We start from the raw sequence: 14,099 nt of genomic DNA on the forward strand, positions 1-14,099 counted from the left end.
AACGCCGGCCGATGGTGCTCCCGTAGGTAATTAAGCCGCCGCCCAAAGGCCGACGTCCAGGATCCGGGCGGCCTTGGTGATGCTCCCGGGCATCAGGTGCCGGTACGTGCGGTACGTCTCCTCGATGGACTTGTGGCCCATCCACTCCGCGACGTCGGTGATCGGGATGCCGTTGCCGAGGGCGTTCGAGGCGAAGTAGTGCCGGAAGCCGTACATCCCCACCCCCTCCTCCGGCGGCAGGTTGGCGAAGAGCCTCCTCACCCGGCGTCGCTCCATGCCCTCGGTGAAATAGCCGCCCGGGCCGCGCAGCAGATAGCCGTCCCACGTGGTGCCGTGCTTGGCCTCGTACCGCTCGATCGCCTCCCGCACCGACCGCGGCAGCGGGACCTCCCGGAACTCCCCCGCCTTGCGGTGCTTCAGCTTCGCCGGCACGGCGTAGACACAGGACACGAAAAGGCCCGCGGCTCGGATGAGCCGCGGGCCTTGCCCCGGGGTGCGGGGCGGTGGATCAGGTGGTGCGGGTGTTACGGGGCGACGGGGAGGTCCGGAGTGGCCAGCGTCGGGATGCTCCAGCGCTGGGCCGGGGTGCCGTTGCAGCCCCACATGATGAACTTCGTACCCCAGTCGCGCTTCGCCTGCGGGAGGTCGAAGCAGTTGTTCGACTGCGGATTGTAGATGCTGCCGTCGGCGCGCGGCAGCCACTGCTGGCCGCCCTCACCCAGGCACTGCCAGAAGATCAGGTCAGTTCCCTGGCCGGTGCCGTTGCCCCGTGCCCCGACACACTGGCCCTTCTGGGTCAGGGTGCCGTTGGCGTTGACGCTGAACTTCTGGGCGTCGGAGCCGTTGCAGTCCCACAGCTGCGGCTGGTAGCCGTTGCCGACGTTGCCCTGCGGTGCGTCCTGGCAGAAGTCGGGCGACGCGGAGTACCGGATCGGCAGGTCCGTGGCCGTCGTCGGCGGGACGTAGTTCTGGTAGACGGAGAGTCCGGCGATGGCGCCCTTGAGGTAGTTGCTGGGCTGGCTGACGTACTTGTACCGGCCGAGCGCGAGGGCGCCGCTGGGTGCGGGACTGGTGCTGACGTTGTGGTAGCCGCTGGAGGCCAGGGTGCCGTTGACATAGAGGCTCATGGCGCCCGTGGTGGCGTTGTAGGTGGCCGTCAGCTGGGTCCAGACGCCCTGCCTGAAGGTGTTGGCCGGGGTGACGGTGGCGTTGAAGTCATACGGCCAGCCGTCGTCGTCACCGCGCGCGATGGCGAACCGCCAGTGACCGGAGTCGGCCCACAGCATGAACGCACTGGCATGCGTGCTGTCCTGACTGACAATCACACCGTCAGCGGCGTCCAGCTTCGCCCAGGTGGAGATGGTGAAGGACTGCCGGGTGTCGACGGCCTTGAGGGGGCCGGTGATGACTGACTTCGCCGCGGTGTCGAAGACTGCGACCTTGCGGGCACGGCCGTCGACGGTCTCGGTGGCGTAGGTGACCGCGGTCGCGGTGGCGTCATTGGTGACACCGCTGCCGTTCTTGGCCGGGATGGCCTTGGTGTCGCCCTCCAGGCGCCACTGCACGGTCGGGGCCTGCGCGTCACCTCGGACGTGGTAGCCGGAGTAGCCGGTCACGGCGCCACTGGCGGCGGTGCCCGCCCAGGCGTGGAGAGTGCCGTCGGTGCCGACAGCCCAGAAGTCCGGGATGTCATCGCCGGTCACATCGCCGTCGGAGCCGACGCGCGGGTAGTCCGCGCCCTTGATGCCGTAGCCGATGCGGGTGGCGGGCTGGGCCGTGACACCGGTGATGACGACGTATCCGTCGACGGCGCGAGTGGTGGTGGTCAGCTTGTACTGGAAGATGTCGCCGTTGGCGCGGTTGCGCACCCACAGCGCCGGAGCGGTGTCGGTGGCGGTGCCGATGTTCAGGGCGTTGCCGGGGACCATCAGGTCCTTGTCGTCCCAGGTGCCGGACGCGCTGACGAGGGTCGGGGCGGCCAGGGTCTGGTTGGTCTTGACCGGGTAGAACCACAGGTTGCCGGCCTCCACGGCCAGCAGGCCGGTGGCATCGGTGACCTGGCGGCTGGGCGTGCGGGTGGTGCGGGCCGGGCCGGTCGGGGTGATCTGGCTGGAGTACTTCCAGGTCGCCTCGTTGCGGTAGCCGGTGCAGGCGGTGGTGTACTCGGTGGAGCACTCCGGCTTCTCCACCGACGACTTCGTGCCCAAAGTGAAGCGGCCCGGGGCGGAGAGCGTGTTGTCGTAGGCGAACAACTGCGAACCGCCCAGCGCGCCCGCGGTGGCCGGCTCCTGGTGGACGAACAGGTCATCCACGTTGCGGCCCGGGTCGAGCGAACCCCGGTGGACGGTCCGGTAGTCCTTCCAGGTACGGCCCGAGGAGACCTCAGGCGCCTGGAGGGCGGTGGCGGCGGTACCGCTGGGGATCATGCTGCGGCTGTCACCGTCAGTGGCACGGCCGTGGGTGACCAGGTTGCCGGCCTCGTCCGGGACCAGGATGTCGGAACGGGCGTCACCGGTGGTGTCACCGAAGGCGACCGCACCGTCCTTCCACGGCACGTAGAACGCGTAAGACCGCGTCTGGGAGGAGTTGCCCGCCTCATCCAGGACCCGCGCGTAGACGACGTTGGTGCCCCAGTGCGCGGGCTTGACGCTGATGGAGTTCACGCTCAGCGCACTGCCGGCCGGCGCGCACTGCTGCCGGACGTCGGTGAGCTGCGGGTTGAAGCCCCACTGGATGCAGGCCAGTCCGGAGTTGCGCAGGCCCGCGCCCGGGCTCGGGTCCGATGCGACGACGGGCAGGGAGCCCGTGTCGCCGAGGCGCAGGCTGGTGATCTGGCCGTTGCCGGCCGGGGGGAACTGGGTGGCCGGGTTGGTGAACTGGCCGAACTCCAGCACGGGCGGGGTCATGTCGACCGCGAAGTGGCAGGAGGAGGTGGAGGGTCCGCGCAGCAGACCGTCGTCACCGTGGACCGCCCAGCCGTAGTTGTGACCGTCCTTGATGGCGTCCAGCGGCACGGTGTACGAGGCGTCGGTGCCGGTGGCGACGAAGCCGGACCAGCCCGTGTGCACGGTCGTGCCCGTGTTGTGCTCCCACATGTTCAGCCACTGGGTCAGCTGGCCCTGGTTGGGGCTGCTGACCTTCGAGGCGATCGTGACGGTCGGGGTGGTGATCCAGCCGAACTGGTCAGCGGGGACGTCCCCGCAGGCCTGGGTGTCACCCGCGACCACGCGGCGCGGGGCGGGAACCGTGCGCTGGTTCTCCGGTACACGCGGCGGGAAGTCGTACTCGGCGCTGAGGACCGCGCTGTACGCATACCGCTTGAACGCCATCTTGTCGCCCGTGCCTTCCTGGCCCGTCAGGGCGAAGGCGAGCGGGGTGCCCGTGTCACGGATGCCGTCACGCATCGCGTTGGTGACATTGAAGTCCACCGGGATGTTGGCGTAGCAGTCACCGCTGTTGCCGTTGCCGCCGACCCACTGGTTCTGGATCCACTCACGGATCTGGTGATTACTCCACTTCACCGACGAACCGAAGGCCCCGGCCCGGTACAGGTGCACCGGGTACTTCGTCGTGCACGACCAGTCGGCCGAGATGTACTGCTCCAGCCGAAGGTTGGCGTAGTTGATCGTCGCGCCCGCGTAACCGTTCAGGTCGAACTCATAGAGCGCGCGCTCAATACCCTTGCTGGTCTCCCAGCCCTGGTAGCCCACACCCGGACGGTCCCGGTCAGTCGAACCCGTACGGTCGTAGTTGCCCGTGTCGTACGCCTGCTGCACCCACGCGTGATGCGACTTGCCCCGGCTGTCCACCGACCACGAAGGGTCAACGTAAATGGGGTACCTGGTGTTCGCGCCGTCCAGCAGCTCAGGACTCGGCGCCAGAGCGATCTCACCCTTGGCACCCTTGGCGGAACCAGACACCTTCGCGCCGGTCACCGGGATCTTGGCCACGGTGGCACTGTCCCCGGGGCCGTCGGCGCTGCTGAGGCCGGCAGCGGCCTCAAAGTCGGCGTAACGGGAGCCGCGCGCACCGGACGTGCGCGCCTCGCCGGCCGACCACATCAGCGGCGCGGGCGCGCGGAAGACGGTGTCCTCGCCCGCCGCCGCGGTCAGCCCGCCGTCCTTGCCCTTCGCCAGCGTCAGACCGTCCGTGACCGTGGGGAACACCAGATCACGCACCGCCGGATTCGCCGCCGCCGCAGGCGTCCGCAGCACCACCACGGTCGTGTAACCGCCGTACTTGCTGGCACTCACCTGGAGGTCGGTGTCAGGGGCCACATTCTCGAACACCGCGTCATTGCCCCGCAGCACCGGCCTGGGCAGCGGGCCCTCGAACGGCGAGGACACCGACAGCTTCTTGCCGTCAGCGCTCGTCATCGTCGCCAACGGACCCGTACCGCCACCGGAGATGACCAGACCCGAACTCGCCGCCTTCGGCGCCACCGACCCGTCCGTACGTACCGCCAGGGTGTCATCCAGCGTCAGCCAGCCGCCCTTCGCGCCCTTCGTCCGCTGCGGCAGCACATGGCTCTCCGACCGCAGCGTCCCCTTGGGCGTAGCGACCGTGGTCGAGTACTCCGTCGTCAGCTCAGCGACCGGTACGTCTTTGCCGGACTCCGCCGCCAGCTCCCACGCCTTCTCCACCGCCGTACGCGCCGGCATACCCGCCGGAGCCACCGGACGCTTCCCGGCCCCGGGCGCCGCCGGCGCCGCCGACGGACCCGGCTTGCCCGGAACCTCAGGCAACGGGACCGGAGCGGCATCCGCCACATACGGCGTCGCCAGCAGCAGAACCGCCGAAACCCCCACCGCCAGACCGGCGGAAACCGGCTTCCGCAAGCCGGCTCTTCGTGCATTGGACATGCGAGTGCCCACTCCCCCCAGACGAGTTGCGTCCCGGCCCCACAGGCAAGGACCGGGGCACTCTGACAGCAGGTTCACAGAAGATCCAAAGGCGGAGGAGTCAATTCCGCCCTTCCTGCGGGGGGTCGTGCCCAATTGAAACCGGAGTGACCTTTCCCACGTGTCCATAAGCGTTGGCTGATAGTGGCCCGATGATCGTTCACTGCTACCTTCCCCCGCTTGGACCGGCGATCAACCGGATCAACGGCGTCCACTTCGGGGGGTTGAGCGATGCCGCATTCAGGCATGCGCAGTTCTCGGCGATTCCACTGGAGACGGGTAACCGTCCCGCTGGTACTCGCCTTGGCCACATCACTACTGGCGGTTCCGGCGACCGCCGCGGCGAAGCCCGACCACGACAAGGTCTGGCAGCCGCCCACGACACCACTGCCGAAGACCACTTCGGTTCCCCTCACGGCGAAGAAGCCCCGCAAGCAGGTGAAGCCGCCGCGCGCGGTTCCCCCGCGCTCTGGCAAGCCCGCGCCCGCCGCGCCGGTGACCCGGCTCGTCGGGACGGCGCGGCCGACCGTGAACTCCGCCGCTCGGGCCGGAAAGCTCCCGGTGTGGGTGGCCCCGGCCGGCCAGCGCGCCAAGACCGCCCCGCCCGCCGTCACCGTCGTCCGTAACGACGCGAAGACCGCCCGCAAGGCGGGAGTTGACGGCCTGCTCTTTACACTGACCGCCAACCATGCGGCGTCCACGAGCAGTTCGCGCACACCGGTGACCGTCGGCCTCGACATGGCGGCCCTTCAGCAGGCCACCGGCGGGCAGTTCGCCTCGCGCGGCCGCCTGGTGATCCTTCCGGCGTGTGCCGTGACCACGCCGGAGGTGGCCGCCTGCCGTGTGCGCACGCCCCTCGCCATGCGTACCGACAAGTCCACCGGTCGGCTCACGACCGACGTGACCGTGTCCGCCGCCGCGCCCACGGCAGTGGCCGGCTCCAAGTCGGCGTTCGCCGCCTCGGGCGCGTCCACCGCACTGATGCTGCTCGCCGCCGAGACCGAGGAGAGCGGCGGTGGCGGCGACTACACCGCGTCCGCCCTGAACCCGTCGTCGGCGTGGGCCTCTGGCAACGCCTCGGGCTCCCTGACGTACAACTACCCGCTCCAGGTCCCGCCCAGCCTCGGCGGCGCGGCCCCGGAGCTGGCGCTCAACTACGACTCCTCCTCCGTGGACGGCAGAACCTCCGCGACCAACGCCCAGGCCTCGTGGATCGGTGACGGCTGGGAGCTCAGCCCGGGCTTCATCGAGCGCACGTACAAGGTGTGCGACAAGGCCGGCATCGACAAGTCCGCCGACATGTGCTGGGCGGGCTACAACGCCTCGCTCTCCCTCGGCCAGCACTCGGGACCGCTGGTGCGCGTCAGCACGTCGGCCGCCGCGACCGACGCCGCGACCGGTGTCTGGCGGCTGAAGAACGACGATGGCACGCGGGTCGAGTTCGGCTCCGGGGCGGGCAACTCCGTGCGTGACGGCGCCTACGCCAAGGTGACGGACCCCACCGGGACCGTGTATTACTTCGGCATCAACCACCTGCCGGGCGGCGACAAGTCGGACCCGGCGACGAACTCCGTCTCCAGCGTGCCGGTCTACTCGCCGAAGAGCGGTGACCCCTGCTACGACTCCACCAAGGGCCTCGGCTCGTGGTGCGAGATGTGGCAGCGCCTCTCCCTGGACCACGTGGTGGACCCGCACGGCAACCTCACCCAGTACAAGTGGGCGCCGGAGACGAACTACTACAACCGCGGCGGCGCCCAGAACAACGGCACCGGCACGCAGACCGCCTACACCCGCGCCACCACCCTCGCCTCGGCGGCCTACGGGCAACGCCTGAACGAGCAGGTGGCGGCCAAGGGTACCCTCCAGCCGGCCGCCCGGGTGACCTTCACCGTGGCCGAGCGCTGTGTGAACACCGCAGCCTGCGCCCCCTCCCAGCGCACCACCGCCAACAGCGCCAACTGGCCCGACGTACCGGTCGACCAGGAGTGCAAGTCCACCGGGACGTGCACCAAGTACACCCCCACCTTCTTCACCACCAAGCGGCTGGCCTCGGCGCTGACCGAGGTGCGCGTCGCGGGCGCGTGGCAGAGCGTGGACTCGTACACCTTCGCGCACTCTTTCCCGGACCCGAAGGACGCCACCAGCCAGAAGGCCCTGTGGCTGGACTCGGTCAAGCACACCGGTATGACGGCGACGCCGAACGCGGACCTTCCCCTGGTGAAGTTCACGCCGGTGATGCTGCCCAACCGCGTGGACGGCACCAACCTGGTCCCCGCACCGCCGATCATGAACCGCCCGCGCATCCAGCAGATCGCCAACGAGACCGGCGGCGTCCTCAACGTCGACTACAACCTGCGGGAGTGCTCGCGCATCAACAACGTGATGCCGACGGCTGAGGACGACAACACCATGTCGTGCTACCCGGTGCGCTGGCTCCCGCCCGGCTCGGTCGCCGACTCCGACCCGGTCCTGGACTGGTTCAACCACTACACGGTCAAGTCGCTCACCGAGAACGACACGGTGACCGACTCCCCGCAGAAGATCACCTCCTACGCGTACGGGCCAGCGGGCTGGCACCGCGACGACAGTCAGTACACCGAGACCAACGCCCGCACCTGGGGCGAGTTCCGCGGGTTCCGGACCGTCACGGTCACCACCGGCAGCGGCAACGACGGCCCCAAGTCCCAGGTGCGCACCACGTACCGCCAGGGCATGAACGGTGACGTCCGCAAGAGCGGCACCCGTTCCGTCTCGCTCACCGACGCCCTCGGCGGCTCCGTCACCGACCACGAATGGCTCTCCGGCCAGGTCCTGCAGACGGAGACCTTCGACCAGGCCGGCGGTACGGTCGTCCGCCACGCGGTGACCGGGTCCGCGAACGAGGTGGCCACGGCCACCCAGTCCCGTGGCTCCGGCCTGCCCGATCTGGTCGCCCGCTACGGATCGACCAAGACGACCACCACGGTCAGCTCCAAGAAGGCCGACGGCACCTGGCAGAAGGCCGTCACCATCAAGGTCACCGACCCGGCGAACGGCAACCGGCCGCTCACCGAGCTCGACCAGGCCGACGGCACCGCCGACATCTGCACCCGCTCCAGCTACGCCGCGGGCCCTGACGCGCAGCGCACCAACCTCGTCTCCGAGACCCTGAAGGTCTCCGGCGCGAACGCCTGCGCCGCCGACGCGACCGCGGCCAACACCGTGGAGCGCAAGCGGGTCCTGTTCGACGGCAAGCCCTTCGGGCAGGCCGACACCACCGGCAATCCGACCGGCACGCAGGTACTGGAGCAGTACGCCGGTGACGGCAGCGCCCAGTTCACCACTACCGCGAGCACCACGTACGACGTGTACGGCCGTGTCCTGACAGTCATCGATCCCACGCGTACGGACTCCCAGCACCAGGGTGGTTCGGTCACCCGTACGACGTACAGCCCCGCCACCGGCGAGCTCCCGTCCACCATGACCGTCTCGGCCTCGGCCCCCGGCCAGCCGGCCACCACCACGTGGGACACGGTCACCACGCTGGACCCGCGCCGCGGTCTGCCGCTGACGGTTGCGGACCCCAACGGCAAGACGAAGACCCTGCGCTACGACGCGCTGGGCCGGATGACCGGAGCCTGGCGGCCCGGCCGCACCCCGGCCAACGAGCCGAACGCCGACATGACCTTCGACTACACGGTCTCCCAGACCGTTGGCGTGCCTTCGGCCATCACCACGTCCATCCTCAAGAAGGACGGCACACCCCCGGTCTACACGCACAGCATCAACGTGCTCGACGGCTTCGGCCGCGACCGGCAGACCCAGGCCTCGCCCGCGAACCCCGCGTACACGGGCCGCCTGATCACGGACAAGCTCTACGACTCCCAGGGCCGGGTCCGCGTAGCCAACGGCTCCTGGTACAACAACGCCTCCGGTCCGGTGCGCACCCTCGCCGCCGTCGCCGAGTCCGCCGTCCCGGCGCAGACCCGCACGACGTACGACGGCCAGGGGCGCCCCACCGTGGTGGCCACCCACTCGCTGGGTATCGAGCAGAACCGCACAACCACCAGCTACCCGGGCGCCGACCGCACGGACACCGTGCCGCCGGCCGGTTCCTGGCCGAGCAGTGTTCTCACCGACGCGCGCGGCCAGACCACCGCCCGCTGGCAATACCGCACGGCGACCGTGACGGGCAACGCCACCGACGCGACCGTGTCGACGTACACGTACACGCCGGAGGGCAAGGCCTCGACCCGCAAGGACGCGGACGGCAACACCTGGTCCTACGACTACGACCTGCGGGGCCGTCAGATCACAGCCCGCGAGCCGGACACGGGCACGACCACGCAGTCGTACGACGCCGCCTCCCGTCTGGTCTCCTCCAAGGACGGCCGCGGCAAGACTCTGCTCCGCACCTACGACCTGAATGACCGCCAGACGGGCCTGTACGACGGCACGGTAAGCGGCGCCAAGCAGCTCGTCGGCTGGACCTACGACACGGTCACCAACGGCAAGGGCAAGCCCGCCTCGTCCACCCGCTACGTCGGCGGCACGGTCGGCCAGGCTTACACCAACGCCGTCACGGGTTACGACAACGGCTACCGCGCGACCGGGATGCGCGTCAGCATCCCCGGCAGCGAGATCGGCCAGACCGGCACGTACACGTACACGGCCACGAGCACCTTCGACAAGCTGACCGGTGAGCGCAAGACCGCGCTGCTGCCGGCGCTCGGCGGACTGCCCGTGGACGATATGGCGTACTCGTACAACGACTACGGTCAGATGTACAAGTACGCCGGTGCCACCACGTACGACGTCCAGACGGAGTACGACGCCTTCGGCCGGGTGATCCGCTCGACGGTGAACCCGTTCGAGAAGCAGGTCGTGACCACGCTGGACTATGACCAGGCCAGCGGACGCCTGAAGAACCAGCTGCTGGACAAGCAGACCTCGGTGACGGGGGCGGTCCAGCAGGCCTCGTACACCTACGACAAGTCCGGGCGCATCACGTCGGTCACCAACACCCCTGACAACAGCCCGGCCTTGCGCGACCGTGAGTGCTTCACTCTGGACTACCTCGGCCGGATGACCACGGCGTGGACCGACAAGGGCGGGCTCACGGCTCCCGGTGCAGGCCAGACCTCGGACCAGGGCGCCTGCGCCAACACCAACCCGTCAGCGGCCACGGTCGGCGGTGGCAACCCGTACTGGCACGAGTTCTCGTACGACGTGACGGGCAACCGCAAGTCGTTCGTCAGCCGCGACCTGACCGGTGACACCACCAAGGACGTCACCACGACCCAGGGCTTCCCGGCTCCCGGCACCGTCAACAACGGTACGGGCGGCGGTGGTCCGCACGCGCTGGCCACCACCCTCACCAAGACCGGCAGCACGACCAACAAGTCGGGGAGCACCCGCTACGACGGTTCCGGCAACCCGGTCGACCAGTACGTGAACAAGACCGGCACCACTGGTATGACGTGGACCCCGGACAACCGGATGGAGACGCTCACGCCGGCCATCGCCGTCGTCGGCATCGGCGGCAAGTGCCTGGACATGCAGAGCGCCAGCTCGGCGAACGGGACCCCGGCGCAGATCTACACCTGTAACACGAACGGCGCCCAGAAGTTCGCCCTCACTGGCGACGTGCTCAAGGTCTACAACAAGTGCGTGACCGCCATGGGCACCGCGGCGGGTTCGGTCATCCAGCTCCAGCCCTGCGACGGCACCCCCGCGCAGACCTGGACCAACCGGGCCGACGGCACCCTCTACAACCCGGCTTCCACGCGCTGCATGGCGGTTCCGGGTGACGTCGCCACCAACAGCGTCGACGTGCTCCTCGCGGACTGCGGCGCCACGGTCCCGGCGGGCCAGAAGTGGACCGCCACGGACCGCACCACCTCGTTCGTGTACGACGCGGACGGTGAGCCCATCGTCCGGCGCAGCCCGGGGAAGACCACGGTCACCCTCGGCGAGGACGAGCTGACGTTCGACACGGTCACCAGGACCCTGACCGGAACGCGCTACTACCCGATCCCGGGCGGCATGACCATGGTCCGGGTGGGCACCGGCGGCCTGACGATCCAGCAGGCCGACCACCACGGCTCGGGCATCCTGACCATCGACGCGGGCACGCTCGCCGTCACGCGGCGTGCGATGGATCCCTTCGGCAACGCGCGCGGTACCCAGCCGGCGGCTGGTGCCTGGGGCGGCCAGAAGGGCTTCGTCGGCGGTACGAAGGACGACACGACGGGCCTGACCTACCTCGGCGCCCGCCAGTACGACCCGGCCGCCGGACGCTTCCTGAACGCGGACCCGGTCATCGACGCGGACGATCCGCAGCAGTGGAACGGCTACGCGTACAGCGGCAGCAACCCGGTGAACGCGACCGACGAGAGCGGTCTGTTCTGCGACGGGTGCAGCGCGAACAATGACAACTCGGCGTGGGATGCGAACCACGGACCGGGCTGCACCGTGGACACCTGCTACGACGAGTACGGCAACCCGGACTACAGCACGGTGACCGGCGAGGACGTGTCGCGGAAGAAGCAGAAGTACGGGAAGGAACGTGTGTGGAACAGCGTGATCCCGACGCGGGCGCAGTACCGCGCGAGGGTCAAACTCCAGGGCATCATGGCAAGCAGCGCCATGCTCGCCATGGTGAAGTTCACCCAGTTGAACAAGCACTACCTGGACGGTTCCGGCGAAGAGTACGTTCTCGCACCCGAGGATGTGGAAAGCCTCCTGGCGTCCGACGGCGCCTCGGAGAATCTAGACAACTACCTCATCGGGGTCTTGACCTCCGTCGACAAGTCGGGGGCGGACGAAGCCGTGCAGTTCGACTCCGGATGGCGCAACGCGACCGCCGGGAAGCGCAGTCCTGACTGGTTCCTCGGTATCCGCAGCTTCCAGTACCGGGCGACGGGCGCCGTGGAGGACGGCAAGATCACGTACAAGGTCGAGGTCTACAAGAACTGGAACTTCGACGAGGGAGAGAGTGTCATGGGGCTCGACCTCGGGCAGTTCGGCGACCTGCACGATGCGGGTCTGGCCCAGGAGTTCGATGTGACGGGTAAGTCGAATCCCAAGACCCTGGGCAAGCTCGAGCTCGGCCTCTGGGGCTGATCGGCCCCGGAGGAAGCGCACAACAGGAAGGCCCCGACCGCGAGCGCGGTCGGGGCCTTCCCCCTTGTCCGTGCCGCGGCCGGGCCGGTTACCAGGGCAGCTGACGCAGCTGCTGCACGCACAGCACCACGAACAGCAGCCCGGCCGCCCCCAGCATCAGATTGCTCAGCACCCCGTTACGCCAGCCGGCCGGAGTGCGCATGCAGTTGAGCAGCCACAGCAGCGTCACGGCCAGGAGCGGCATGAAGAGCGCGCCGATCACCCCGTACGTGATGACGAGCTCGAAGGGCTGGTCCAGACAGCTGCGTGAGGCGCTCGATCGCGTCGTCCTGCGTGGCTTAGCCGGACTCCTCGCGCTGCCTGCCGAGCGCGTCCCGGAAACGGATCGAGTACGGGTGGGGGCAGCGGGTGGGCTTGGTGCAGCCGCAGTCCTTGTAGAAGGAACCCATGCCGCGGGCGAGCTGTCGGGCCATGTCGCGAACCATCCGATCCAGCCCAAGAATCATGCTCAGGCGCCGCACTGTAGGTCGATGGTCAGCAAGCGCGGACACCATGCGGACGCATGCTGACCGTTTGCTGACCTGAGTGGGGCACATGATGCCCCTGACCTGCGGCGACGCCAAATAGTCAGATCTTGGACTTGAACAGAGTACGCAGCACTTGGGACTCCTCTGAGACGGCTCCCTGCCTGCTTTCTGCAGGTCAAGGGGTCGGGCGATGAGCTGCGGCCGGAGCCGGGACGGGGGTAGCGGGAGACCGGAGCGCAGCGCCGTCCGGGTGTGTGCCGTGTGAAGGGCGGGAACCACGACGAGCCGGCACCCCAGCACGGTCGACGCGCCGGATGTCACCTTCGCCGTACGTCCACTCCGGCCTCGACTTCGCCGTGTGCTCGCAGCACGCACCGCGATGGCCCCGCACCGATCCGAGGGATGCTTTCGAAGTGCCGGCAGGAGCGACGGCGGGCCGTTTGCCATCAGCCAGGATCCGGAGCAGCGTGGACCACACCGGCTGCCACTCGTCCCGCGACGCGGGTCCGGACAACCGGAGGCAGGAACCGGAGCGAGAGGAGAGACCGATGACCGCACCGAAGTCCAGCCCGGAAGCCGTGCCCGTCGTACGCCGCCGGGACGAGTCCGACAGCGTCTTCTGGGAGCCGGCAGAACGCTGGGTGCGTGCGACGGCAGGGGAGCTCACGATCGTGGACAGCCGTAGACCGGTTCTCGTGTGGGAGCCCGGTCGCCCCGTCCCCCTCTACGCCTTCCCGACCGGGGACGTCCGCACGGACCTGCTGCGGCGGACGGAGCGGCCCGCCGGCCGACGGCGTCACGCGGGAGCGACGGTCTTCTACGACCTCGTGCTCCCCGACCGGACCGTCGGGGCGGCGGCCTGGACCTACCCCGGAGAGGAGCTGGCCGACCACATCAGCTTCGAATGGTTCGGGCGCGAGGTTCTCGACCACTGGTACGAGGAGGACGAAGAGATCTTCGTGCACCCGCGCGACCCGCACAAGCGGGTGGACGCCCTGCCCAGCAGTCGACACGTCCAGGTCGAGATCGAGGGCACGGTCGTCGCGGACACGCACACGCCGGTTCTGCTCTTCGAGACGGGCCTGCCAGTGCGCTTCTACTTCCCGCGGGAGGACGTCCGCCTCGACCTCTTCAACCGTACCGACGGGCGTACCCGCTGTCCGTACAAGGGTGTGGCGAGCGAGTACTGGTCCTGGGCCGGCGACGCCGACGTACGGCCCGACATCGCGTGGAGCTATCCCGACCCCCTGCCCTCCGTAGGGATCATCAAAGACCGGGTGGCCTTCTACGACGAGTCCGTCGATGTCGTCGTCGACGGAGTACGGCGGGAACGACCGGTCACGTTCTTCAGTCGGCCGTCACGGTAGCTCCACACAAGGCCTCGCCCTCCGGATGGCAATCCGCCAGGGCGTAGAGCCCGCCTCTTGGAATTACCGTGCGCACGGTGCTGCATGCCGGCTCGAGATCGTGTGGCAGCGGCTGACCGAGCGGGTCGTGGGCCTCGTCGATGCTGCGGTGCTGCTGCCCGGCTTCAACCGGGCCTCCCCGGCAGGATGACGATGATCGA

4 protein-coding genes and 2 pseudogenes are annotated in these 14,099 nt (G+C 68.9%); 2 read left to right on the forward strand and 4 right to left on the reverse strand.

Annotated features, from left to right (window positions below; all coding sequences use genetic code 11):
- Window positions 1-30 precede the first annotated feature (30 nt).
- Window positions 31-429: pseudogene (locus IE124_RS27790) on the reverse strand (tyrosine-type recombinase/integrase); the annotation flags it as partial.
- Window positions 430-524: 95 nt separating this feature from the next.
- A complete protein-coding gene (locus tag IE124_RS27795) occupies window positions 525-4,676 on the reverse strand; it encodes a ricin-type beta-trefoil lectin domain protein (RefSeq protein WP_189511609.1) in 4,152 nt (1,383 codons plus the stop codon).
- 528 nt (window positions 4,677-5,204) lie between these two features.
- On the opposite strand from IE124_RS27795, the gene IE124_RS27800 reads away from it, so the two are divergent.
- Entirely contained in the window at window positions 5,205-12,005 is a 6,801-nt protein-coding gene (locus tag IE124_RS27800) for a ricin-type beta-trefoil lectin domain protein (RefSeq protein WP_189511611.1), read from the forward strand.
- Between the two features lie 88 nt (window positions 12,006-12,093).
- Here the strand turns inward: IE124_RS27800 and IE124_RS27805 are convergent.
- Window positions 12,094-12,303, reverse strand: a pseudogene (locus IE124_RS27805) (Nramp family divalent metal transporter); the annotation flags it as partial.
- A gap of 40 nt (window positions 12,304-12,343) precedes the next feature.
- The gene (locus tag IE124_RS35435) at window positions 12,344-12,478 is read right to left on the reverse strand and encodes a hypothetical protein (protein WP_268246758.1); all 135 of its coding nucleotides are present in this window, start codon (window positions 12,476-12,478) and stop codon (window positions 12,344-12,346) included.
- 602 nt (window positions 12,479-13,080) lie between these two features.
- Between IE124_RS35435 and IE124_RS27815 the strand changes: the two genes are divergently transcribed.
- Window positions 13,081-13,899 (forward strand): DUF427 domain-containing protein, encoded by an 819-nt coding sequence (locus IE124_RS27815; protein WP_189511613.1) that lies wholly within the window; start codon window positions 13,081-13,083, stop codon window positions 13,897-13,899.
- The last annotated feature ends 200 nt before the right edge of the window (window positions 13,900-14,099 follow it).

Origin of the sequence: Streptomyces narbonensis, from assembly GCF_014649015.1 — a bacterium.
GTDB classification, from domain to species: domain Bacteria; phylum Actinomycetota; class Actinomycetes; order Streptomycetales; family Streptomycetaceae; genus Streptomyces; species Streptomyces narbonensis.

Coding starts and splice junctions, on each gene's coding strand:
- IE124_RS27815 (WP_189511613.1), top strand. CDS start 13,081: ATGACCGCACCGAAGTCCAGCCCGGAAGCCGTGCCCGTCGTACGCCGC.
- IE124_RS35435 (WP_268246758.1), bottom strand. CDS start 12,478: ATGGCCCGACAGCTCGCCCGCGGCATGGGTTCCTTCTACAAGGACTGC.